The following is a 24,405-nucleotide window of genomic DNA, read 5'->3' on the forward strand; positions in this document are numbered from 1 at the left end:
TTTTGCTTAAGCTTTAACTAAGCAGCCGACTATTCAGCGGCTTTAGAGACCATCACCATGGCAGGACGTAGTAAACGGCCATTTAGGGTGTAGCCTTTTTGCATTACAGCTAATACGGTATTAGGTGTTACATCGTTACTTGGTTGAATAGACATTGCTTGGTGAAATTCAGGATTAAACTGCTCACCTTGTGGATTAACAATTTCAACACCAAATTTTGCAACTGCATCATTGAAACTTTTCACGGTCATATCAATCCCTTCAAGCAATGGCTTTAAGGTTTCGTTTTCTTTGTCTGAGAACTCAATAGCGCGTTCTAAGTTATCGATAACAGGCAGTAATTCGTTTGCAAATTTTTCAAGTGCAAACTTGTGTGCTTTTTCAACATCCTGTGCTGCACGGCGGCGCATATTTTCTACATCTGCTGCTGCGCGAACGACACTGTCTTTTTGACTATCAATCGTTTTTTTAGCGTCTTCAAGCTCTGCATAAAGCATAGCAATTTCAGCTTCAGGGCTAATTTCGTCACCTTCATGAGCATCGGCAGCTTCTACAGCGGCTTCTACTTCGGCTTGCATTTGCTCTAACTCTTCGTTTAATTCGACTTCTTGCTCTGGTGATTTTGTCTGCTCAGACATAATTTAAGTGCTCCAATTCTTTACAATTGCGGTAATTATGGGGATTGAATCAAAAGATTCAAGAGCCAGATGACTCGATTAATTTAAATTCTTGAATGATTGCTTCAATTTGCGCCGATTTCGGACAAATTACACAAAAACGACTTTGATATTCCTGATTTTGAAAATACGGTACGCTTATCACCATCAGTTCATCACAATCCGTAAATGGCAATTGCGCAGTATTTAAAACTGACACACCATTTTTAAATGCCAACTTATCTTCGACAAAGTTTAAAAATGAAACCCCTATATTTAAGCTTTGCTCACAATCAATTTGTCGATATAAATAATTTTCGCCAACAACAATACTGTTATCTGAACCTAGCTTTTGGCTCAACTCTCGTGTCCATTGATGGAGAGAGTCATGGCAATTACGGGGGGCAGTATTGGCCATCGCTTGCATACGGTACAAGCCTTCCATCAAAGTTTGTTGACTAAATACCGTATTAAGCCAAGTTGCAAATTGATAGCGTAAAGTATCAGATGCTTCATCCGGTTTGTGAATGCAGATATTATGGCTTTGCCCTGCTCTATCAAGCAATAAAATAAGCCAATCATTGCTGTCAAAATCTAACACTTCAACACGAAAAACATGCTGCGAGCTTACTTGTGGCAAACCAACACAACAGCACACTTGATAGCGCTGGCTCAAACCATGGGCAAGCTCAACTAATTGTGCCTGCGCTGGTTGCCAATATTGTGCAATTTCTGCAAGTGGAAAAAACTCACTTAACCAATAATCAAAACCTGCGTTGGTCGGCACACGCCCAGCTGAGGTGTGCGGCGAGTATAACAAACCTATTTTTTCAAGGCGTGACATTGCATTTCTGACCGTTGCTGAGCACACAGCCATGCCTTTTTGTTGAGCAATACGGCTTGACGCCACGGGTTGCCCTTCACCATTACAATACAGGCTCATGACGGCGGAAAATATTTGCTGATCTCGAGGATTTAAATTCATAGTATCTACATCTTGCTGCATACATGAGATATCGGGGCGCAGTGAGTTTATTTCAAGGCTATCAATCAGTATTTTCAAACTAACCATTTATAGGTTACTCTATTGATATTAATACTATTGATGCATTTATCATGGAATCACCGTTTAAAACCATAGGTTTAATTGGCAAACCAAATCACAATGGCGCAGCAACAACTTTACAACGCTTATACACGTTTTTAAATGCGTTAGGTTTTAACGTTTTGCTAGAGCAACGTACCGGCCACCAATTAGCTGATGTCCCCAAAGAGAAACTAGTCAAGCTGACTGAGCTTGGGGAACGTGCTGATCTGGCCATTGTTGTCGGTGGGGATGGTAATATGCTCGGTGCAGCTCGTGTATTAGCCCGTTTTGATGTTGCCGTAATTGGTGTGAACCGTGGTAATTTAGGTTTTTTAACAGATTTAGACCCTGAAGGTTTTGAAGCCAGCCTAGAGCAAGTATTGAGTGGGCAATATATTGAAGAAAAACGCTTTTTACTTGAAGTTGAAGTATACCGCCATGCCGAATTAAAGAGCGCTAACTCAGCAGTAAACGAAGCCGTCCTACATGCTGATAAAGTTGCTCACATGATAGAGTTTGAAGCATTTATTAATAACGACTTTGTATTTTCGCAGCGCTCTGATGGTTTAATAGTATCAACACCCACGGGCTCTACCGCCTACTCGCTCTCTGGGGGCGGGCCAATTTTAACACCGGAATTAAATGCAATATCATTAGTCCCCATGTTCCCCCATACACTTTCAAGTCGTCCTTTGGTCGTTGATGCAGATAACGAAGTACGTTTGAAACTCAGCCTAGAAAACACCGATAGTTTACAAGTAAGTTGCGATAGTCATGTGGTGCTTGCTGTATTACCTGGTGATGAAGTGCTAATAAAAAAGGCTGACAAAAAACTGCGCCTGATCCACCCTAAAAACTATTCGTATTATCATGTATTAAGAACCAAGCTAAATTGGGGCAGCCGTTTGTATTAATTTTATTGCGCTTATCCATACTTTAGAGCAAAATAGTTTAAAAATTATTTGTTACCTTTTCAGGGAAATTAACACATCATGACTTATGTTGTTTTCTTGGCTTTGTTATTATTGATCACCTTACTTGGTAGCTATTTAGTGATTGAAAATAACCGTCAAAAAGCACTCGCAGCAAAAAAAAAGTTGTTCAATACCCGCGTCAGCGAAGTTAGTGCGAATGTAAAATTTAAACTCAATGAATATTACGAAGCAAAAATAATTCGCCCAAAATACATTTCTCGTATTCAAGTCATTGTTGGTAATTTTTTTGTTGTACAGCCTCATACAGATGAAAATTTACTTTATTTAGAGCGCATTGTAGAGTCGCTGCTTAGTACCATTAATAGTGAACTGGCAAAAACTTATGTTACAGGTGAACGTGATGCACTTGCAGAGCGCTTAGATTTTTTTGTCAGTGAGCTACCCACTGCAGGCTTAGCGTACAACAAAACGTTTTACCATGAAGTATTACCCTCAATGATCAAAGTTTTATGTACTAACGAATTATCAGCCAACCCTAATGATTATGAAAAGGCTGTTGATCCTGAAAACAATTTTGACACTTCAGTAAATGAACATTAAATAAACTCATTAATATATAAAATTTAATTTGCAAAAAACCTAAACACTGTATAAATTAACAGTTAATTGACTGGATGGATAAACAGTATGTTAATTGGTTTAGAAATTAAAAATTTTGCAATTGTGAGCAATTTAAGTACCGAGTGGCAAAGTGGCATGACTGCTATTACGGGTGAAACGGGTGCGGGTAAATCAATCGCCATTGATGCCTTATCACTGTGTTTAGGTGAACGCGCAGAAGCCTCAGCTGTACGACCAGGCACCGAGCGCGCAGAAATTTGTGCGCAGTTTGATATTGCCGCACTGCCCCTCGCTCAGCAGTTTTTAGAACAACAGCTATTAAGTAATGCAGAGCAAGAGTGTTTATTACGCCGCGTGATCTGTAAAAACGGTCGTAGTAAAAGCTATATTAATGGCAGCTCTGTCACCGCAGCTCAGCTAAAAGAGCTCGGCCAATACCTGATCTCAATCCATGGTCAACATGCGCATCAACACCTGTTAAAAAGCGAGCATCAGCTACAGTTACTCGATGCATATGCTGGGCATCACCCCCTTGTTGATAATGTGCGTAATAAATATCGCCATTTTCAAAATCTACAAAAAGAATTTACAGCCCTTGAGCAAATGCAACAACAACAAGTGGCACAAAAGCAACTATTAGAATACCAAGTTGCTGAGCTTGATGAGTTTGCCTTGCAAGCCGATGAGTTTAGCGATATTGAAGCTGAGCATCACAAATTAAGCCACAGTCAGACGATCCTTGAAGCGTGTCAACGTGAGTTGCAACACTTGTATGAAAGTGACGAACAAAATGCCTGTTCAATGCTACAGCACAGCGCGCAACAATTCGCAGAGCTAGCAGGCTTTGATGAAAGCTTAAATGGCGTTGCTGCATTATTGGCAGAAGCCGCTGTACAAGTAGAAGAAGCAAGTCGCGAAATTCGTAATTACGCTGAGCAAACAGAGCTTGACCCTAGTCGACTGCTTGAAGTTGAAGCCCGTTTGAGTGGTGCAATGGATCTTGCGCGTAAGCACCACATAAAACCTGAGCAACTGGTTGAGTTTCATCTGTCTATCAGTCAAGAGCTTGAATCAATAAGTACTAACTCTGCAAGATTGAATGAACTCAATGATGAGATCAAAACTGCACTTGATGACTATCACACTGCTGCAACAGCGCTCAGTGCAAGCCGCCAAAATGCCGCTCATACTTTAAATGAATTGATCAGTGCAAGTATGGCAAATTTATCGATGGAAAACGGCCTGTTCGAGATTGCACTAAAACAAGATCAAGACCGAGCACCAAATAGCTTAGGTTTCGATAGTATTGCCTTTTTAGTTTCAACTAACCCAGGCCAGCCGCTACAGCCATTATCTAAAGTTGCCTCAGGTGGTGAACTGTCACGTATAAGTTTAGCGATCCAAGTGATTATTGCCCAAAAAGTGACAACTCCAACGCTTATTTTTGATGAAGTCGATGTGGGTATCTCAGGACCAACCGCTTCAGCTGTCGGTAAGTTGTTACGTCAACTTGGTAAATCGACTCAGGTAATTTGTGTAACTCACTTACCACAAGTAGCAAGCTCCGGACATCAGCAATTTTTTGTCGCAAAGGAAATAGCAAATGGTGAAACCTTTACGCACATGCAGCCACTAAATAAACATGGCCGTATAGATGAAATTGCTCGCTTACTTGGCGGCGATAATATAAGTAAGACAGCCAAAGCTAACGCCAAAGAACTCATTATGGCGCATGCTTAAAACTATTACTTACAAAGCAAGAATACCATTTAACATGCCCCTTTTATAAATTACTAGCAAGCCTTACAGTGAGTTGTAAGGCTTGAAAGCGAACTTAAGTAAACCTTTATAATGATGAAAAAAACAGACGCAACAAAATTAATAGGCCTATTGTTCAGCTTGATACTACTGACAGGTTGCAACGAAGCTGTTATCACGGGAGGACCATCAGCCTTCATGTCATGGCAACCACTTTTGATCATTACTTTAAGTTGCTTGATGTTAATCCCCATATTGAGTTTAGCACTGCTAATATTTAGCCAGTGGAAGCATCTTCAGTTTAAAATCACACTACAACGTTACTTACATAGCTCGCTTATTTTAATGCTTGCTATTGGCTGGTTTATAGAAGTAGGGCTTGCACAACACCATGATAATAAGGTGAATTTAATTATTACCTTGTGTGCATTAGCTTCACAACTGGCCTTAGTTATCTTTGCATTTATACGTGTAAATAAGCAGCAAAAAATGCTCTATCGCGCTAACAACTTTTTATAACCGATTGTTAAGCAAGTTAAATAAAAACATTTAATTTACATAATTGACACATAGCGGTTACCCGCATAAACTCTAGAAAATAATAAAATCGATGGAGTGAATAATGAACGCTACACAATTAAAACGCTGTTATGCAACATTACAACTGGGAGTCGGTAAAGCAGATGGGCGTCTCACCCTGACAGATAATATACTGCATTTTGAGGCACTTAATAAGCAACTTAGTCTAGGTTGTTATGCGATCAAGCTTAATAATATTTCTCATGTGGAGAAATGCTCTGGTAAAGCCAGCGGTTTGATCCCAATTACAACATCGGGAATTAAAATAACCACCAAAGAGAACTATCATTTAGAGTTCATTTTAGCTGAGCCTGATGAGTGGCTTAATTGCCTACAAGCAGCCCACTAAATTGGTTGCTATTGTCTAAACTCAGGTTATGTACAAAAAATATAATGCCTTTTAGCGTTGCCGCTTGCTAAAAATTTAGAGCTGTAAACAATAACAGGCATTAACAGCCTCCATATTTTGACCACATTTGCACCCTAAAATTATAAAATACGCTCTCTAAATTTTTATAATTCTATGCACCGACTATTATTAGCTGCTCTGTTAACTGTGTCTTGTTATACAACATGCACTGAAAACTATGATTTGAGTGCTATAAAACAAAAAATCAAACAAGGTGATTTAGTCACTGCAACTACCCAGTTAAAAAGCCTAGCTAAGCAATACCCTACTTCATTTAACATTTTATTAGAACTTGCTTCAGCGCTACGAAAAAACGCGCAGCATACGCAAGCAATTACAGTGATTGCTCCATTACTAAACTCGCACACATTGTCGAGTAAAGAACTTTTTAGATTACATAGTGAACTGGGGATCAACTTTCGGCGTATATTAGACACTCATCAAGCAAATGTTCACTACACAAAAGCAAAAGAAATAGCACTGCAGCTAAATGACAAAGAATTATTAGCCCGTGCCCATGCTAACTTAGGCGTGTTATACGACACACAAAGCAATCTAGCTCTGGCTATGCAAGAGCAAACAGCTGCATTAGAATTATTGCAAAACAGTACTAATTGGGAGTTGCAAGCAAGTGTTTATTATAATTTAGGTGACATGTCCCTTCGCTTGAATAATTTAGAGCAAGCATCACATTTTTTTTTAAGGGCGCTAGAAAGCGATAAAAAATCTGGTGATAGATATAATATTGCGTCAACCAGCTTAAGCTTAGCAAAAATTACAATTAGGCAAGAGAAATACGTACTGGCTATTGAGCAATTACACGAGACAATCGAGTACCTCACCCCCCTAAATGCGACTCAGCAACTTTCAGTGGCCTATCGTCAATTAGCCATTGCATACCAACACACTAATCATTTTCAAAAGGCACTCAATAACGCTAAACAGAGTGTCTACTTTTCATTAAAAACAGATTCTCCAATTTATAAAACCTATGCATATATGCAGTTATTAGAACTTTATTTATTACAACAAGACATCCCCTCAAGTAAACATACCTTAGAGCAAATAACTTTACTACTCGAGGATATTGATAATGAAATTCTAACCTTGAAATTCCATCGTTATAACGCGCGATTTTTCGAGCTTAGTGCACAACTAACTGATGCTGTTTTCCATTATAAAAAAGTAGACTCCTACCATAATATTATTCAAAAAAACTATTTAAGTGAGTCAACCGCTAACCACATGAAGCAGGTCGATGCGCTGGTCCAGCGACAAAAGCTAATTACATCAGAGCAAAATAATGCAATCACCAAGGCTGAGCTTAAAAGCCAGCGATTAGAAAAGCGAGTGTGGTTATTGGGCTATTCGATTATTTTTATCCTAAGTATCTTGCTCATTAGTCTTTATTACATAAAACATAAACGGGCGCATTATAAAGCTAAACTTTATCAAGCTAGCTTGGATTTAAAAGACAAAATGCTTGCCGATATTTCCCATGAATTAAGAACACCGCTGAGTGTACTTAAGTTAAACATCGAGGCCCTCGAACATGATTTACAAGAAGATAAGTCTCTCGCTTATCTAAAAATAAACGACAAAATAAGTCAACTTAATAACTTAATTAGTGATGTTTATCAGCTATCACAAGTTGATAATTGCTCAATGAGTTTAAATAATCAAGTGCACCTTGTTAGCGCTTTATTTAAACCATACGCTGACGATTTACAAACAATGGTAACAACAAAAAACTTAACCTGTGTTATAGATAATACAGTCAGCGATAAGCAAAGTATTTATATTGATAAGCAAAAACTTGATCAGATCATTTATAACGTGTTCAAAAATGCCTGTTTATATACCGACAGCCCTGGATTCGTTCGCCTCAAGGTGCGTTTAAACCCAACTCAGCTATTTATTCAAATAGATGATAGCTCTCCAGGTGTGCCTCAACCCCAGATACAGCACTTATTTGAAAGGCTCTACCGGATTGATAGCACACGGTCAAAATCCGTTGATGGTAGTGGGTTAGGTTTATCTATCTGTTTAAGTTTAGTTAACTTAATGAAAGGGTCTATATCATTACATAAAGGCAAATTTGGTGGGCTATGCGTCAGGCTCTTATTACCCCTTCACTACAGGAAAAATAACGATTAAATTTAGATTGTTATCCATTTTTCATCCACATTCTCTTGCTTTAATTAAGCGATTAAAACAAGGAGAATAAAGATGACACAGCGTACATTAAAACACCGAGATTGGGTAAAAATTATCGATCATCGCCAGCAACAAATTAAGCCAAAACCTAAAAAACAGGTAACAGTTTTGTTTAAGTGCACAATTGCCGCTGTAGCGTTACTAATAGTCGGTTTAACTATCAGTAGGCTTTCTCATCCAGATCAATACCCGCAACTATCTATACAGCAACAACAGAATGTACAACAGCACTATACAAAGAAACTCATGACTGGTAATTGGCAGTTTAGCCATGCTGATTTTGAATTTAACCAGATCAAAATTTATATTAACTTGCCTAACTCTTTACCACTTGAAGAGTCGGTGCTAACACACTATATACAACAAACATTATGCCCAGCAAAAAGCGATCAATTATGGCACATCATTGATAATCGTAATTTCATGATCCACTTATTTACAGGTAGCTCAATACGCACAGGGCAAACTATAAAATGCATTACTCACGGGTAATGAAAGATAAAATTATATAACAATGATTCAACATAACGCTCTATTCTTTCAGCGTATAACACCACGTAAATTTGCATTTGCGTGGTGTTATCAATAACGCTAAAGCTAGTTAGTTACTCGAGTATAACTAACATTTGTCATTGTTACTTTAGACGTCGTAATGCCCAAGTCTTCAAAACACTCTTTGAATGAGTTTGAATTACCTGATTCACCACAATCATCTAATGTAGATGTATCTTGAGATTGCAAGTAATTACCAAACTTAAAGTATGATGCCGAATCATCTTCAACAGGAATACCAAAACTTGAACCTAACGCAGATACATCTACGTCGCCGTAATTATTAACAACTCTTAAGTTAAACGAACCTCCACTGCGAATTGTACCTAATGCATATTTCTCTTCATTGCCGCTGGTGTTACGCAGGCGCACATACACATCAAAAATACCATTGCCAGCCACACTGTCATCAAAACCAGATTCCGCAGAATCGGACACATAAACTTTCATTATAGTGCCCGTGTCACTGGCATGGTGCTGAGCAATAATTGTTTTACCGCCATCCGACATTTCAACCTTAACACTCGCTTCAAATACTTCATAAGTATCGGTCATCGCTACTCGTAAGCTAGATTTGACTTTATATTCATGACGCCAACCATTTCCATTTGGCGTGATGTGTTGAGCTTCAAGAGGTACAAATACAAGTGTGCTGTCATTAACTAATGGATTAGGATCATTACCTTCAAGATCAAAAATGCTACCGCTGGTTATGCTACTAGGAATCGTTGTACCATCGCCATTGCCGCCACTATCACCGTCACCATCGCCCCCAGTTGAGCCACCATCACTGCTGTCGGTTTTTACAAGAGAAAAATTATCAAAGCGAACATCACTTGAGTTGTTATCGTGCTTTGCGAAAACTTGCAAAGAATCTGTATTTGCCGAAGTGAATGTTTTAGACACTTTGGTCCAAGACGAAACATTAAATTTTGTGTTCTTAAATAATCCATTAAGATCATTAACGCCAATTTGCCCTTTACCTAGAACATAAGCGCTTAAGGTATATTCGGTATTTCTTTCAATATCGACAACCTGATGTACTCGTCCAGGACTGCCTTGGATCTTTAAAGAACTCGATCCTTGATAGGCGTCGCCTGAAATCGCAGCTGGATCAACCTCATTCCAATCGCTCCAGCCATTTTCAAAACCCGAGTTATAAATAGTAGCCGCTTGAGCAGCACTCGAGCATGCAGCCATTATTGATAGAATCAGTAGACTTTTTTTCTTAAACATTATCTTTATGTCTCCTAACTTATACATTTAGGAAACCTAACTGCTTGACTAAGATTTGATTACTTAGTTCTAGGTTACAACTTTGTACAAGTTCAATGGTGTATTGTGTGTAAACAATTGGTAATAACAATTTTCTTTTTAACAGCATAAAAAGAAACAAATTAAATTACCAAGCAAGCCAAACTGGATAACCAGAAGGTAAGCAAAATGTATATTACCAGTTAACTTTTTGCAACACCCAGTAAAATAATAAATAAGTAGTATTACCATTTATATTAATTTTTCAACAAAAAATAAATTTAATAAAATCAAGTGGATATAAATTTAGCAATAAAAACACACGTTGAAAATCAACCCAAAAGAATTAAATTCAAAACTTTATTACTATAAAAAATAAGTAATGAAATTGTGAAATAAATTGTAATCGTCATGGAAAATGTTGCAATGTTAATTATTGGTAATACAAAAAGAACATAAAAAAGAAAATTGGATAACCAAAAACATAAATAAAAACAGTATTGCCAACAGTTAAAATAAATGCTTTAAAGCAAGTTGCTGAATGTGAGTATGCTGTACCAAACGCGTAATAGTCGTTAGATACTTGGACTAACAAAAACTATAGGGATAGAGTCAATAGTAGGCAATGATGGGAGCGCATTAAAAAATTACTGCGTAACGCGCCTTATATATGACACAGCCATAAGCGACTTGCTAACAGCCACAACGACAGACGGAGTAAACGAATTTGTTTATTGATTTAAGTTGACCGTCACTAAATAAAAACGGTCAAATAGAATACTAGTACATAATGATAAAGTTAAGGCTCGTTTGTGTTCTAGCTAATTCCACTGAACTAAGGTTATTTGACCATCACCTATATATTCAAAAGTCACGTTAACCAAACCACCACTATTATTTAAATTAACTAAACCGTCACAGTCTACACCCGTTTGGCACTCAAAGGGCTGCCCTAAAAAATAATAAACACCTGACTCTTTTGTAAATGTCCATTCTAATAACTCTACTAAGCTATATTCATAACGAGTGCCAACGTTATCTTCTATGTCTGATATGACGTTTTCGATAGAATATTGAAGACTTGAGGCATCAGCGGGAGGATTGATTATATCTGTTATCTTTAAAGATAGTTGGTAAGTATGCCCCCAAACGAAATCAAACCCTTCAATGGAGTCATAAAAGTAACTGCCAACATCATCATCTTGGATTATAAGGCAAAGCCGTTGACTTACACCAACACAAGGTGTTTTGTAAGATGCAAATGTTTTGGTATCAAGTGATGAAGTACCATTATCGTCATCGCATGAAATAATTAACAAGCATGTGATTAATAATATAACTATCCGTATGTGCATGCTATTTCCTTGAGCTATAACGAGAGCAGAGTAACTCGTCTTTAATTTATTTTTATTGACGCATTAACCATAGCCGAGATCTTATTTTGATTCAATCGGTTACTTCAATCCCACATAAAATGATTTACTGTTGTATTAATGGGCGTTTTGGAAAGGATTGCAGGTGTTTAAGTGGCTTATTTGGAGAGGTAGTAGCTTACCTTTATCCATGTATCGTGTTTTAACATATCAATATTAGCCTTCAAGTTCATTCTCATTTACTTCTCATTCCCTTCTCTTTGTGCAAAAAATCTTTTATTGAATTATTCACAAAGAGGTTAAGAGGCGCTGCGCTTTAGAGTAATACAGATTCTAGACCAAAAAATTTGTGCGGCTGGGGACACTACTCCCTAATAGCCAACGCTTATCAGCTAACGGTGGATTTAGATCATTGGCTCCGCCGCAGGATAAGAATGTGCTACTGGCTGCAATGACGCTCTTTTCAAAGGAATAGCACGCACAAAAGTACGCAGTTTAATGAAGTTGGGTGTTAACGAACGACTCGCCATAGCATGTGGTATCACCAGCAAGGGGCCTTGTCGAAGCTCAAAAACAAAAGGAATTAACATTGCGCTAGACAATGACTACTTAGCTTCACAAGGTTTAGTGTCATTGAGAGATCTTTGGATCAATATTCATTACGGGAGATGAACCGCCCATTGCACTTCCTGTTAATAAAAAACACATGATGGGTGGTGTGGGGGCTGGAGGAGACCTCGGGCTACCCGATTATGCGCTATTGCCTATTAAATCAGAGACTGTAACAAAGCGATAACCTTTATCTCTTAACTGCTGAACAATTAACGGTACAGCGGCTAGTGAATTAACTCTTGATTTAAACATTACATGTAAAAGAATAATTGATCCCGGCTTAGTATTTTGGACAACGTATTCGGATATATCACTTGCACTAGCATTTTTATCTAAATAAGTTTCAGGCTCCACATCCCAAGTAACGGTAGTTATATTTTTATTATTGAGATAATAAGGCAGTGCAAACAACTTCTTACCATATGGTGGTCTAAAACGTATTTCTTCTCTATAACCTGCCTGCGTAATTAGCTCATTAGTTTTTTCTAGCTCCTCTGCAACAAAGCTATAACTTTTCAAAACCATACGTTGATGAGTATATGAATGATTTCCAATTTCATGCCCTTTATCAATGATATTTTTAGTTTCTTGAATGTTTTCTTCGATAGATTTACCGACTAGGTAAAATGTAGCCTTAATTTCTGCCTCGTCTAGGACTTTGAGAATTTCTTTTGTTTGATGTTTAGTTGGACCATCATCAAAAGTTAATGCGACTATTTTTTCAGTTGTTTCTACTCGATCAATAAGGTTACCAAAAAATTGAAACTTTCATTCTTGCTCACCTGCCATAGAGCAATAAATATGATCAGCACTAAAGCAGATAGTTTGATTATTATATTCATGCAGGCTCCATTCGCGTATAACGCCGTGCGCATGCGCGCGAACTTGTGAGCGTCGCAGGGGCCGCAGGCCCCGAAGGCCGCACCTTGTTATGGTTTGTTTTCATACTGCACATACTGAATAAGCAACTGATTACCATTTGTTCCGTAAGCCTCAGGTTTAACTTTCCCACCAGATATAGCTTTTATGAATCTTCGAGTATGTATCCTCGGCGGGCTCATGGAAACAACTGTGTAATTAACTATTTGTCCAGAATCGGTAACGTCAAACTGAATAACTCCTTCAGTATTTAAAAGTGAGCACCCTGCAGGTAAAGGAGAGTTTAACTTGATAGAGCCATACTCAAAAACCATAGGACCTGTCGAAATTTGTTCGACTTTAAACACAAACTCCTGAAGCATCTTGACATCAGGATCAGAGCAGGCTCTTTCTACCCCAAATTCAATACTGAGCATCAAAAGTAGCAGACTAATCATTTACACCTCAAAACATAACGCCGTTATAACCAGCCGGAACGGAGTTGTTTTGTTTGTGCTAGCGTAGCGTTAAAGCACAAACAAAACAACGCAGTGGAGGTCGGGTTGATAACCTTGATACTCATTGAGCCTCCTCCCCAGCATCGCGATTATTCGCTACGCTGAAAAGGCAACCAACCTTACAGGAGAAAGCTCAATGAACTTTTACAATAAATCCATATTATTGTGGAATTGATTTACACGCGCGATTACTTTACGTCTGTATCATTGATAATACAGGACTTATCCTTGTTCACAAGAAAATTAAAAATGATCCTGACGCACTGCTAAAACTACTTAAACCGTATATCGGTGACATTGTGGTTGGCGTAGAGTGCATGCACTGCTGGTATTGGGTCGCTGACTTTTGCAAAGAACACACTATCGACTTTATCCTTGGTCATGCTTTGTATATGACAAAGATATGCGTGCTACGCGCGATTTATTGCGCCGAAGAACCAAAATTGTTCGTCATAGCCCTGATTTAAAAGGATAAAAAAGAAGATAAAAAAGTGAAAGATAAAAAAGGACAGGCGTATTTTGCTGTTGAAAATTAAACAACTCTCTCATCGTGGATAACGTTATAATTATTTTTTATGCGCTGTTTATTGCAAAACGTAGAGTTGAGTTGCTTGAAAAGATAAAAAAGGACAGGCGTATTTTGCTGTTGAAAATTAAACAACTCTCTCATCGTGGATAACGTTATAATTATTTTTTATGCGCTGTTTGTTGCAAAACGTAGAGTTGAGTTGCTTGGAATGAATTTTAGGTAATAAATATGTTCTAGAGATTTAATTTTTATCGATAACTTAATTGTATTTTTTTGACAATTTACTTAGAGAGGCTTCCACTCTTTACTCAACCTGCGCCTTTGTACCATTTCACGTCATTGGTTGCTGCTTGTTGCTTTAACCGCTGTTTACTGCCTGCAAAATTTGAGTATTGCTGCCTGAAACGTTGAATTGATTCAAGCCAGTGCGCTTCTTCTATATTCAAATTGAGCAGCACTTTTGGCACAGCCTTGTTGATATGTCCTTTTTTCTTTGGATCTATGTGACGGCCACTCCAATCGACTAATTCAATGTAATCCAGTAAGGCAAAAGGGAGCGTGTTTTTAATGTGGTTGCCACCAAATGGCTTGAGCTTTGTTGGTTGACTTTCATGCTTAAACATCTCTTTTTGTTTAAGAGGTTTATTTGCTTTAACTCTGTCTGTAGTAAAAGCTTTGAAATGCGCTATACGCTCCTGAATTGACGTAAAATCACTGTCTTCAAGCGTATCGGCTATGTTTGCTCTGATAGGATTCAAATCGACGTAGGCCATGCAACTAAGTACTGCGGTTTCATCTAATAATGCTTGTGATTTATAGCGCCCCTCCCAGTATTTTCCCGTGCAGTTATCTTCTTTATTGGCTTCGCGGGCAATATACTCATTGAGATTTTTCATATACCAACTAATGTCATAGAGTCTTTCACGCCATTTTGCGATGAGCTCATTGAAAAATAGGTCACTTACCTTATCTAATTTCTCTCCATTTAAGTAACGATCAACCAGAGCATGGCCATTGTAAAGCTGATACCAGCGGTTAATGACTTCATCATCTGACCAATCAAGTGCTTGACGCCTATTAACGTTAACAACAAGGTGATAATGATTGCTCATAACTGCATAAGCGGCAATTTCTATGGCAAATACACTACTTAATAACTTTATTCGATCTACTAGCCACTCCCGTCGATGATCAAAGTTTTTACCTGTATATTTATCATCTCCGCACAAAAATGCTCGCCTAACACAGCGTGAGATTAAGTGATAATAAGATGTGGATGCTAAATCAATCAGCTTTTTTCTTGCACGAGTCATAAAATATTCACTTTATTTGAACTGTGTATAAAAACAGTAGTCGATGCTATGAATTTTGCAAAAAAATTGTGCCTGTCCTGTTTTACTCTCCTTCCGCTACGGTCAAGTGCAGATCCACGAACAGGCGCTAAAGAAATTTAAAGCAAATGTCAGGGAGCTCACTAACCGCAACTGGGGGATCTCAATGACCCTACAAATTCATAAACTCACACAGTATTTGCGCGGCTGGGGACACTACTACCTAATAGCCAACGCTTATCAGCTAACGGTGGATTTAGATCACTGGATCCGTCGTAGGATAAGAATGTGCTACTGGCGGCAATGGCGCAAACCTCGCACCAAAGTACGCAGTTTAATGAAATTGGGTGTTAGCGAACGACTCGCCATTGCATGTGGTATCACCAGTAAAGGTCCTTGTAGAAGCTCAAAAACAAAAGGAATTAACATTGCGATAGGCAATGACTATCTAGAGTCACAAGGTTTAGCGTCATTAAGAGATATTTGGATCAATATTCATTACGGGAGATGAACCGCCCATTGCACTTCCTGTTAATAAAAAGCGCATGATGGGTGGTGTGGGGGCTGGAGGTTAGAGACCTCCGGCTACCCGATTAGCTGCGTTTCAAAATTGGTAATACTTCTGCCGTTTCAGTATCTAGCATTTCTAAAACACTTTCAAAACCATGTATAGGTGACCAACCTAATTTCTTACGTGCGAACGATGAATCATATACGCGATCTAAGCTTTGAGGTAATTGCCAGCCTCTTTGTTTAAATGCTAGAACGATTTCTGGGCACTTACGTTTGATAACCGCTCCAGCTTCAGCATATAGAGCTTCGCAATCAGAAAAATGAAAAGGTGTTGCACCTGAGATGATAAAGCAATTAAAACCGTTTAAACGTTTTTCCACTGCACATAAATGAGCATTTGCTACATCGCGAGCATCAATGCCACGAGTCAGGCGAAATACTGCCATTAAATCCGCGGGCTCAGGAAAGCATCTCGACATTTGCAGCACAGTCACGGGAAGCTGAAACAGATTTGAAATTTCTTTTAGCTTAGTTTCAGCAGCAATTTTACTTTTATGATAAATCGACTTGGGTTGTGGAGTAACTTCCTCACCAATCCAACCTGAAATATTTTTAGGTGTCGAAGCATAACCGTACAACGCCGTTGTACTGGTAAAAATAAAGTGTTTAACACCCGATTTTACGCCAGCCAAAGCCAATTTCTCAGTCGCATCTACGTTGATAGATTGAAACTCTGAATCAGGTAACAAACCAACATGAGGCGCATGAAGAGCCGCTGTATGAACGATGACATCAATATTTTCAAGAACCCTATCCATCAGAGCACTATCGCGAATATCACCAATGTAATCGGCTGTTGAGCAAGGCGTTTTATCAATGCCGACTACATCATGTGTTCGCATTAATTTAATATAGATTGCACGCCCAACTCTACCCGCTGAGCCTGTTACCAAAATTTTCATTGCGACACCTTACTAATGATTGACCTCAAAGCAGCTAACGCTTTGCATATGGGGCAAATGCGAGTTGGCTATACTGCGCGAAGCGCCAGCCAACGAGGATTTGTCCCAGTGAGTTTACGAACGACATAATGCATTTGTTAGAGAGCACCAAACCACTGACGCATAACAGGTAAATCGTAGTTTAGAAGCCAATTACTATAATGCTTATAAATTCTTCGCAAGATAAATTTATTAGGGCCTACCAAATCCATACCTCTATCGTCATATGGATGAGCTAAAACACCAAGTTTTACATCGAAAACATACATACTGAACCAAAATGATGGATTTATTCCTAATTCATTCGCAAGGCAGCCAAACAATAGTTTATGTAGTTCTGATTTGTCGATAGTGAAGAATATATAGTTGCGATGCCAATCTTCGTCCTCGTCCCATTCACTATGTATGTAGCGCTTCTTGGGTATGGTGAACCCTAGGCTTTTGAATTCCTTGAATTGAGATAAGTTTTCAATGAACGAATTTCCAGCAAATGCAAAGCATATTGATACTTTCTCAGATTTTTCAAAAACAGTATTAAGAACCTCAGTTGTTCTACTTAAAGCCGTCTGAAACATCGAGACTCTGGAATCAAATTCAGCACCTTCTGAAAGCTCAAACCTTAAGCAATCTTGGTTCGAGTAGAATATGGCATGTTGGAATGAATGTTTTCCAAAGGTATTAAATGCTTCCTCGATCATTCCTGTGCTCTCTAACGCCTCAGTTAAAAGGCAAAATTTGGTTGGCTATAATGTGAAGCGGAGCGAAACCAGCCAACTGAATTTTGTCCGCTTTTAAACTGTTTGTTATGTGTTTTTACATTTACACTTACCATGACTGCTTGGCTTTAGCTTGACGCAACGCCTTGCGTTCTTGTTTATTTGGAATATTCTCGCGAGTTGATAGGACAACTTTGATATGCTTGCTTCCATTGCGGAGTATTTTTAAACTCAATTCCATCATTTTTAGCCGCTTGATATTGATCTGACATCTCAAACGACTCTTCACATTTTAATAATGCATTCCTTCGACTCATCAAAGTGCCTGTGTGCATCTTTTCCAAGTCAGATTTTGATATTACTTCTAACTTTTTCGACACTCAATACCTCAGAAACACATAACGCTTATAGAACGCCACTTTGGGGGGTTATGACACCCCAAAACGGCGTATATTACATGGCTTAATAATTCCACTAAACAACTCCAATGTAAACAGACAATTACGTATGTTATAAAATTACCGCTGCTAAAATACACCAAAACGACTTTTAATAATGTTATTGGACAAAACACAAATAACTGTCTATACATACAGCACCACTTGGAAAGTTGAAAATTATTTATGAAATCTCTTTTTCTAAGCATGATTAAAGATCATATGTATAGCAAGCGGTATGCAAAGAGTACTATTGAAGCTTTCCTGTTTTGGATAGCTGCCTATATTCGTTTTAACAATATGCAGCACCCAAGCTCTATGGGAGACACTCAAGTAGAATTATATTTAAACCATTTAGTAAACTCGCAAAATGTAGCGCAAGGCACACAAGCACAGGCATTGAATGCGCTAAGTTTCTTATACAAAGAAATAATTAAGTGTCCCCTCTCATTATCATTAAACTTTGTAAAAGTGAACGCCGAAGAAAATTACCCGTTGTGCTGACACAAACAGAAGTTCAATACGCGATATAAAATCGCTGCTACATGACTTGATAACGCATTGATATTTTAAATTTCCATAAAAAAACCACGGCAGTTAACCGTGGCTTTTGAGTGCTAAGTATTACTGGTTAAACAAACTTACTTTAGTGCTTTTTCAACCACTGGGTAGTGATCCCATACGTGTTTGTCGCTTAATGAGCGAACCAATTTAACGTATTCTGCATGTGTCCACGCAAGTGGCGTGGCGGAGTTAGTGCCCTCGCCTAATTGATAGCCTGCTTTGTTATTGCCTACGCCATCCCATACTTGCTCAGGGAGCATCATGCCTTCGTTAGCAAACTGCTCTAATCCTTTCACATAAGTGTTTTTAATAGATTGTTGCTTGTCTGCGTTTAACGATTGCGTGGCATTAGCTGCGGCTATTTCATAATGGCCGCGCTCACCTGTGAAAAACGGCCAAACACGGCCGCGTTGGCCTGGGGTGTTTTGCCCGCCTTCGGCGTAGTTTGTGCCAGTTACTTCATCTTCGCCGTAACCGTCGTTACCATAACGGCGGTAGCCTGGGAATGAGCCGCTGCCATCGCTAAACTGATAGCTGTACTTAACTTGTAAGTTATCGGCTAAGGTTTCATCGTCATACTCAGGTAAGGTTTTTACAATGCTTGGAGCAAGTGCATCGCGCACACCGTAGCGTACTAACTCTAAAAAGCCACCGTCTAAAATTTGCTTTTTATTAAAGCCTTCGCGACCATTATTGGCATTAATTTTAGTGTTTGAATTGGCGTCTTTATCTTGGCCGATACGAATAAAATACTCACCGTCTGAATTGCTTGATTCTAAATTACCTGCGGTGGTGAACATCATGCTTTCAATGTCGCTATTGTATTTTTTAGCGGTTTCAAGGTAACGCTCTGCGTTTTGCTCATCACCTGCAAGTTTAGCTATATCAGCGGCGGTAATTAAACCTGCTACAACAGCAGCGGTTGTTGAAGGTGAATAACCTTCTTGCTCTTCCCAGCGCTCTTGTTGTGTGGCTGGCGGCGTGATTTGCATGTCGTTCCACAAGATTTTAGCGCGGCCACCGTCAACTAAAAAGTCAGCAGCGGGTTTTAACATACGGCCGTACCAATCAGTTAGCTCAGCATCTGTTAATACATTGGCTTGGTGCAGTTTCCACGCAAGCATAATAGGCATGGCTGTTTGGTCAAGCTGTACGCCTACCCATTCAAGTTCACCGTCGACGTGCGTTTTTTGTAAGAACCAGCCAGTATCGCCATTGTTACCCGGGGTATTGGCGTTTACTTGTACTTTTTCAAGGTATTCGAATGCGGTTTTAGCCGTGTCGGTATCACCCATTGCCATGAACGCCATGGCTACTTGATAAAAGTCACGCACCCATACCGCTTTATAACCAGTTGAACCCGTTTTTGCTGATACCGTTTCGCCCCAAGGATTTGATAACGACGCTATAAGCGCGCCTGCATGGGTTTTATCTTCTTGCGCTTTTAACACCATGGCACTGGTGTAAAGTAGTTTGCCGTTATCAGCTGTTTGCGCAGTCATGGTATTAAGCGGCGCAAGGTTTTGTAAGTAGTCTTGCCAGCCTAATGCCTCACCTTTGCCGTTGTAGTTATCAAGTACATTTTCATAGCCACGAGCTAAACTTGCTTGGCCTTCTTTAAAGCTTGCTTGCTCGTTGTTACCAAAACTTAGGGTTAAATCAAATTGGCTGTTTTTGCCAATCTCACCCAGCTCGGCGAGTAAGCTCACATTACCTGACTGCTCACCGGTATTGGTATATACATTGTTTAGTTGTCGTGAGGTTTTAAGCTCATTTAAGCCATCGCTTTTGCCTGTAAAACCAACACTGGTTTGTTTAAACGGTTTTGCGCCTTGTAGTGATAAGTAACTATCGCCCTGCCAAGCAACCAAGCCTTGCTCAGTGGTTTTGGCAAAGTCATCAAGGCCGTTGTTATCAATATATGGGTTAACACTTACATAAGCTTTTACGCCATCAAGCTTGGTATTAAAAATACTGCGAACAAATAAAGTTTGCCCGTCTGGGTCGGTAAATATGTGTTTTTCTAAACTAAAGCGGCCTTGTTTGTCTGTGCTGGTTACTTTGTAAGCCAGTGATAACGGGCGACCTTGCGCATCTTTGTATAAATAATCAATCGTAACATCAAGGTCGTCGGCTTCTGTGACGGTAAAATCTTTACCGACAACCACAAACTGCATGTCTTTAATTTGCGCTTGGTGAATAAGCCCAAACATGGTTTCGGTGATCATGCCTTTAGCAATCGAAAACCATACTTTGGATACTGTGCCTGTTGCTGCATTATCGCTGTATGCGCCGTTTTGGTATTGCTCAAATGATGTGCCAATACCGGTTTTACCTGAGTATGCCCAAAATGGCTCTGCGCCAGGCGCACCCGGTGCTGATAATTGCGAAGTGACGTGTGTATCCGTTCTTGCTTGTTCAGTGCTGCAAGCTGTTAAGCCCAGCATAAGTAAACTTGTGGTGATGATGTTGTATTTTTTCATTTTTTACCCTTAATTCTTTCTCTTAGTGATTAGTGTGCTTAACACGCAGTACAGCAACAGCCGCCAATACAAATGACACAGCGCCTAGCACTAATGCATAAATAGGTTGATTCTCAAAGAAGTGACGTAAAATGAGGCCAAGTACGCTAGCTGCGAGTAATTGTGGGATCACGATAAAAAAGTTAAAAATCCCCATATATACGCCCATTTTATGGCTCGGTACTGAGGTACTTAACATGGCGTACGGCAGTGATAAAATAGATGCCCACGCAAAACCAATGCCTATCATTGGCCAAATAAGTAATGTTGGATCTTTGATTACTATAAAGCTAACTAACCCTAGCGCACCTAATATTAAGTTGATGGCATGCGCGAGCTTTAAGCCCACACGCTTTACGATGATCGGGATACATAACGCGGCAATTGCGGCAAAACCGTTGTAAGCAGCAAACAAAATACCGACCCAATCAGCGCCGTTGTTGTACGCCGCAGAGCTGGTATCGCTGCTACCGTAATGAAAGCTAGTAACCGCTGAGGTGGTGTAAATCCACATTGCAAACAGTGCAAACCAACTAAAGAACTGCACCCATGCGAGTTGTTTCATCGCCTCTGGCATAGTGAATACATCGTTAACGACTTGGTAAAAGCCGCCCGTTGTTGCTTGCTTTGCCTTAAGTGCACCCGCAATAAATTGAATAACGCCAAAGCTCACTAAGCCACCAGCAAGTAGATAAAGCTCTTTTTCAAGCTTTAGCCCTGTTACAAGCCCAAGCACAGCTAAACCGAGTACAGTAAAAATAATACCGCCTTTAGTAAAGTTAACTGTATTGGTTATGCTTTGTGGTTCATCAACGCTGTCTTGCTCGTTAAATTTAGCCAGCTGCTCAGGTGAATATTCTTTGGTGGTTAGAATCGTCCAGCCAACCGCAATTAATAAAATGACTCCGCCAAAGTAAAATGAATACTTCACTGAATCTGGAATTTGCCCCTGTGGTGCGGTATTAGCAATATCAAACCAATTGGTCATCATCCACGGTAATGCTGAGGCCACAACCGCGCCTACCCCAATAAAAAAGCTTTGCATGGCATAGCCCGTTGCTCGCTGTTTTTTCGGGAGGTTATCGCCCACTAAAGCACGAAATGGTTCCATGGTTACGTTAATAGAGGCATCCATGATCCACAGCATGCCTGCCGCTATCCATAATGTAGGAGAGTTGGGCATAATAAACAGCGATAAGGTCGTTAAAATAGCGCCGTATAAAAAGAACGGGCGGCGACGCCCTAGTTTGCCCCAGGTTTTATCGCTCCAATACCCTATGATCGGTTGCACAATTAAGCCTGTTAACGGCGCTGCCACCCATAAAATAGGAATGTCATCAACGTTTGCACCCAATGTTTGAAATATCCGGCTCACGTTACCGTTTTGCAGCGCAAAGCCAAATTGAATACCTAAAAAGCCAAAGCACATATTCCATATTTGCCAAAAGCTTAAATCGGGTTTGTTATCTCTCATTATGTGCTCCAGTGGTTAATACTGCACTGCTAAGCGCATTTAAAGTTAAGCTGATCTGTGCATGTTGTTCGGTAATAGTGATTACTGCTGTTTGGTTTGCTTCCAGTAAATCCAGTAACTTAAACTCGCCACGCTTATTATCAACTAAGGTGGTCATTGGAATTTCAATAGTGACGATTGTTTGTACGCTCGCAAAATTACTTACAACCCATAATTGTTGCTTGCCAATATTACGACTAAACGCAGCAACGTGCTCACTCCCTGTAACCGTAAGTGGTTGCATGTCACCGGCTACAATCGCTGGGTGCTTACTTAGTGCCATCACTGATTTGTAATATTCACGCAGTTGGTTTTGCTCAGTAGTTAACGCACCACCGTCAAATTTGCCATTATTCATCCACGCTTGATGCGCTGGCACGCCAATATAATCAAAAATACTGGTACGAGTTGGTTTACCAAAACCGGCATCTTCAGAGCCGTCTTCACCTACATCTTGACCAAAATATAATAGTGTCGGCGCGCGGCTAATAAGGTTTGATACCACCAGCGCTGGTTTGCCTTTGTCAGCACTACCTGCAAAGTCAGGGCTTGCGATACGTTGCTCGTCATGATTTTCTAAAAAGTGCAACATGTGTTGTTCAATGTCTGCAACGGCTTGCTGTGGCGCAAAAATGCTGTTTGCAGCTTGCTTGCCTTGCATAACGCCTTTAAGCGTGTCGTAAAAGCCTACTTTGTCGTAGAGGTAATCCATCTTCCCTTGATGAATATAAGGGCGGTATAAAGTGGGGTTGTATACTTCGGCCAATAAAAATGCATCTGGGTTGTGCATTTTAATCGACGAGTTTAAAAAGCTCCAAAACTCCACGGGCACCATTTCAGCCATATCATAGCGAAAGCCATCTACGCCTTTATCGAGCCAGTACAGTGCAATATCTCTAAATTTGTACCAGCTGTTAGGTAAGTCTTTATCTTGCCAAAACTCAAAATGAGCGCGTAAATCCTTAGTAGCATAATCGCTTGGTAAAGTGGGAAAGTCATAACTGCCGTCTGGTTTTACCCCATAGTTAACTTTAACTGTTTCGTACCAATCGTTTATATCTGGTTTAGCAGCACGTGCGCCGTTCCCCGTCCACTTAGCGGGTGTTTCATCAAATAAGTTATCGGCTAATGGATGCGCGTTACCACCAAGTACTTGATAGCCTTCGCTAGTTGGCACTTGAAACGACTGCCCTGTTACATAATAAAAGTTATTATCGCGAGCATACTCTACGCTGGTGTCATCTTGTTCACCAAAATCTTTTACGCCAGCAGGTTTTGCGGTTGACTTATAATGACGTGCAACATGATTTGGCACGATATCAATAACCACTTTCATACCATGTTGATGGGTGCGCTCTATTAACGCTGAAAACTCTTCTAATCGACGTTCAGGATTAATTGCTAAATCTGGGTTTACATCGTAATAGTCTTTAATCGCATAAGGTGAGCCTGCACGCCCTTTTACAACATCAGGATCATCTTGGCTAATTCCATATTGGCTATAATCACCCACCAATGCGTGGTGTAAAACGCCGGTATACCAAATGTGAGTCGTGCCAAGCTCTTTAATGCCTGATAATGCAGCATCATTAAAGTCACTAAATGTGCCCACACCATTTTGCTCTTTTGTACCCCAAGGCACATTTGCTGTTTGGGTATTACCAAACAGACGGGTAAACACTTGGTATACAACTGGCTTTGAATGTTCGCTAAATTGCTGCTTTGCAACTTGTTGCTCGTTTGCTTCAGGCTCAGGCTGCTTTGAGCAAGCAGTTAACAGTACACTGCTGGCCAAAAGCAACGAACCATACTTAAGTGAGCTAATTGTGGTTTTGTTTGTTGTCATAATC

20 protein-coding genes and 4 pseudogenes are annotated in these 24,405 nt (G+C 39.7%); 11 read left to right on the top strand and 13 right to left on the bottom strand.

What is annotated here, in order from left to right; translation table 11 throughout:
* Positions 1 to 29 precede the first annotated feature (29 nt).
* Both grpE and PHAL_RS0105725 read right to left on the bottom strand, forming a co-directional pair.
* A complete protein-coding gene (grpE, locus tag PHAL_RS0105720; protein WP_016707462.1) occupies positions 30 to 638 on the bottom strand; it encodes a nucleotide exchange factor GrpE in 609 nt (202 codons plus the stop codon).
* 58 nt (positions 639 to 696) lie between these two features.
* Positions 697 to 1,662 (bottom strand): HrcA family transcriptional regulator, encoded by a 966-nt coding sequence (locus PHAL_RS0105725; RefSeq protein ID WP_029216041.1) that lies wholly within the window; start codon positions 1,660 to 1,662, stop codon positions 697 to 699.
* 110 nt (positions 1,663 to 1,772) lie between these two features.
* On the opposite strand from PHAL_RS0105725, the gene nadK reads away from it, so the two are divergent.
* The 7 genes from nadK (at position 1,773) to PHAL_RS0105760 (ending at position 8,754) form a co-directional block, all read left to right on the top strand.
* Positions 1,773 to 2,657: an NAD(+) kinase gene (gene nadK, locus PHAL_RS0105730; protein WP_016707464.1), complete on the top strand. Its 885-nt coding sequence runs from the start codon at positions 1,773 to 1,775 to the stop codon at positions 2,655 to 2,657.
* 78 nt (positions 2,658 to 2,735) lie between these two features.
* Positions 2,736 to 3,278 (top strand): hypothetical protein, encoded by a 543-nt coding sequence (locus PHAL_RS0105735; protein ID WP_016707465.1) that lies wholly within the window; start codon positions 2,736 to 2,738, stop codon positions 3,276 to 3,278.
* An 87-nt stretch (positions 3,279 to 3,365) separates the two neighbouring features.
* Positions 3,366 to 5,039: a DNA repair protein RecN gene (gene recN, locus PHAL_RS0105740; protein ID WP_016707466.1), complete on the top strand. Its 1,674-nt coding sequence runs from the start codon at positions 3,366 to 3,368 to the stop codon at positions 5,037 to 5,039.
* 111 nt (positions 5,040 to 5,150) lie between these two features.
* Positions 5,151 to 5,576 carry a hypothetical protein gene (locus PHAL_RS0105745; RefSeq protein WP_138973928.1) on the top strand — a complete coding sequence of 142 codons (426 nt, stop codon included), beginning with the start codon at positions 5,151 to 5,153 and terminating at the stop codon, positions 5,574 to 5,576.
* A gap of 103 nt (positions 5,577 to 5,679) precedes the next feature.
* A complete protein-coding gene (locus tag PHAL_RS0105750; protein WP_016707468.1) occupies positions 5,680 to 5,985 on the top strand; it encodes a GRAM domain-containing protein in 306 nt (101 codons plus the stop codon).
* Positions 5,986 to 6,228: 243 nt separating this feature from the next.
* Positions 6,229 to 8,202, top strand: a complete 1,974-nt coding sequence (locus tag PHAL_RS0105755) for an ATP-binding protein (protein ID WP_158217502.1) — start codon at positions 6,229 to 6,231, stop codon at positions 8,200 to 8,202.
* 72 nt (positions 8,203 to 8,274) lie between these two features.
* Entirely contained in the window at positions 8,275 to 8,754 is a 480-nt protein-coding gene (locus tag PHAL_RS0105760; protein ID WP_016707470.1) for a hypothetical protein, read from the top strand.
* A gap of 105 nt (positions 8,755 to 8,859) precedes the next feature.
* Here the strand turns inward: PHAL_RS0105760 and PHAL_RS0105765 are convergent, their stop codons facing one another.
* Both PHAL_RS0105765 and PHAL_RS23560 read right to left on the bottom strand, forming a co-directional pair.
* On the bottom strand, positions 8,860 to 10,050 hold the full coding sequence (locus PHAL_RS0105765) for a polysaccharide lyase family 7 protein (protein ID WP_029216042.1): 1,191 nt from the start codon (positions 10,048 to 10,050) through the stop codon (positions 8,860 to 8,862).
* An 839-nt stretch (positions 10,051 to 10,889) separates the two neighbouring features.
* Positions 10,890 to 11,423: a DUF4377 domain-containing protein gene (locus tag PHAL_RS23560; RefSeq protein ID WP_016707472.1), complete on the bottom strand. Its 534-nt coding sequence runs from the start codon at positions 11,421 to 11,423 to the stop codon at positions 10,890 to 10,892.
* A 365-nt stretch (positions 11,424 to 11,788) separates the two neighbouring features.
* Between PHAL_RS23560 and PHAL_RS24695 the strand changes: the two are divergent.
* A pseudogene (locus PHAL_RS24695) lies at positions 11,789 to 12,113 on the top strand (group II intron reverse transcriptase/maturase); the annotation flags it as partial.
* A gap of 78 nt (positions 12,114 to 12,191) precedes the next feature.
* On the opposite strand, the gene PHAL_RS22805 reads toward PHAL_RS24695, so the two are convergent.
* Together PHAL_RS22805 and PHAL_RS0105785 are read right to left on the bottom strand one after the other, a co-directional pair.
* Positions 12,192 to 12,797 carry a polysaccharide deacetylase family protein gene (locus tag PHAL_RS22805; RefSeq protein WP_308700763.1) on the bottom strand — a complete coding sequence of 202 codons (606 nt, stop codon included), beginning with the start codon at positions 12,795 to 12,797 and terminating at the stop codon, positions 12,192 to 12,194.
* A gap of 185 nt (positions 12,798 to 12,982) precedes the next feature.
* Positions 12,983 to 13,369, bottom strand: a complete 387-nt coding sequence (locus tag PHAL_RS0105785) for a hypothetical protein (RefSeq protein WP_016707476.1) — start codon at positions 13,367 to 13,369, stop codon at positions 12,983 to 12,985.
* Positions 13,370 to 13,578: 209 nt separating this feature from the next.
* On the opposite strand from PHAL_RS0105785, the pseudogene PHAL_RS23770 reads away from it, so the two are divergent.
* Positions 13,579 to 13,898: pseudogene (locus PHAL_RS23770) on the top strand (IS110 family transposase); the annotation flags it as partial.
* 368 nt (positions 13,899 to 14,266) lie between these two features.
* Here the strand turns inward: PHAL_RS23770 and PHAL_RS0105790 are convergent.
* Positions 14,267 to 15,271, bottom strand: a complete 1,005-nt coding sequence (locus tag PHAL_RS0105790) for a transposase (protein ID WP_016707477.1) — start codon at positions 15,269 to 15,271, stop codon at positions 14,267 to 14,269.
* A gap of 88 nt (positions 15,272 to 15,359) precedes the next feature.
* Between PHAL_RS0105790 and PHAL_RS22810 the strand changes: the two are divergent.
* Positions 15,360 to 15,800: pseudogene (locus tag PHAL_RS22810) on the top strand (group II intron maturase-specific domain-containing protein); the annotation flags it as partial.
* An 82-nt stretch (positions 15,801 to 15,882) separates the two neighbouring features.
* Here PHAL_RS22810 and PHAL_RS0105800 read toward each other — a convergent pair.
* The 3 genes from PHAL_RS0105800 to PHAL_RS24215 all read right to left on the bottom strand — a co-directional run bounded on the left by PHAL_RS0105800 (position 15,883) and on the right by PHAL_RS24215 (position 17,836).
* On the bottom strand, positions 15,883 to 16,764 hold the full coding sequence (locus PHAL_RS0105800) for an NAD-dependent epimerase/dehydratase family protein (RefSeq protein ID WP_016707479.1): 882 nt from the start codon (positions 16,762 to 16,764) through the stop codon (positions 15,883 to 15,885).
* A gap of 137 nt (positions 16,765 to 16,901) precedes the next feature.
* Positions 16,902 to 17,501, bottom strand: coding sequence for a DUF3885 domain-containing protein (locus PHAL_RS0105805; RefSeq protein WP_016707480.1), 600 nt, complete (start codon positions 17,499 to 17,501; stop codon positions 16,902 to 16,904).
* Between the two features lie 176 nt (positions 17,502 to 17,677).
* A complete protein-coding gene (locus PHAL_RS24215) occupies positions 17,678 to 17,836 on the bottom strand; it encodes a hypothetical protein (protein ID WP_157589021.1) in 159 nt (52 codons plus the stop codon).
* A gap of 306 nt (positions 17,837 to 18,142) precedes the next feature.
* Between PHAL_RS24215 and PHAL_RS0105820 the strand changes: the two are divergent.
* Positions 18,143 to 18,474 (top strand): annotated as a pseudogene (locus PHAL_RS0105820) (site-specific integrase); the annotation flags it as partial.
* A gap of 123 nt (positions 18,475 to 18,597) precedes the next feature.
* Here the strand turns inward: PHAL_RS0105820 and PHAL_RS0105825 are convergent.
* Genes PHAL_RS0105825 through PHAL_RS0105835 form a run of 3 tightly spaced genes read right to left on the bottom strand, consistent with a single transcriptional unit; the run spans position 18,598 to position 24,401 of the window.
* On the bottom strand, positions 18,598 to 21,003 hold the full coding sequence (locus tag PHAL_RS0105825; protein ID WP_016707483.1) for a glycoside hydrolase family 15 protein: 2,406 nt from the start codon (positions 21,001 to 21,003) through the stop codon (positions 18,598 to 18,600).
* Between the two features lie 22 nt (positions 21,004 to 21,025).
* Positions 21,026 to 22,516 carry an MFS transporter gene (locus PHAL_RS0105830; RefSeq protein ID WP_016707484.1) on the bottom strand — a complete coding sequence of 497 codons (1,491 nt, stop codon included), beginning with the start codon at positions 22,514 to 22,516 and terminating at the stop codon, positions 21,026 to 21,028.
* Positions 22,506 to 24,401 (bottom strand): alpha-amylase family protein, encoded by a 1,896-nt coding sequence (locus PHAL_RS0105835; protein ID WP_016707485.1) that lies wholly within the window; start codon positions 24,399 to 24,401, stop codon positions 22,506 to 22,508. Before PHAL_RS0105835 ends, PHAL_RS0105830 begins: the two co-directional genes overlap by 11 nt.
* Positions 24,402 to 24,405: the final 4 nt, after the last annotated feature.

Source organism: Pseudoalteromonas haloplanktis ATCC 14393 (genome assembly GCF_000238355.1).
Lineage (GTDB): Bacteria > Pseudomonadota > Gammaproteobacteria > Enterobacterales > Alteromonadaceae > Pseudoalteromonas > Pseudoalteromonas haloplanktis.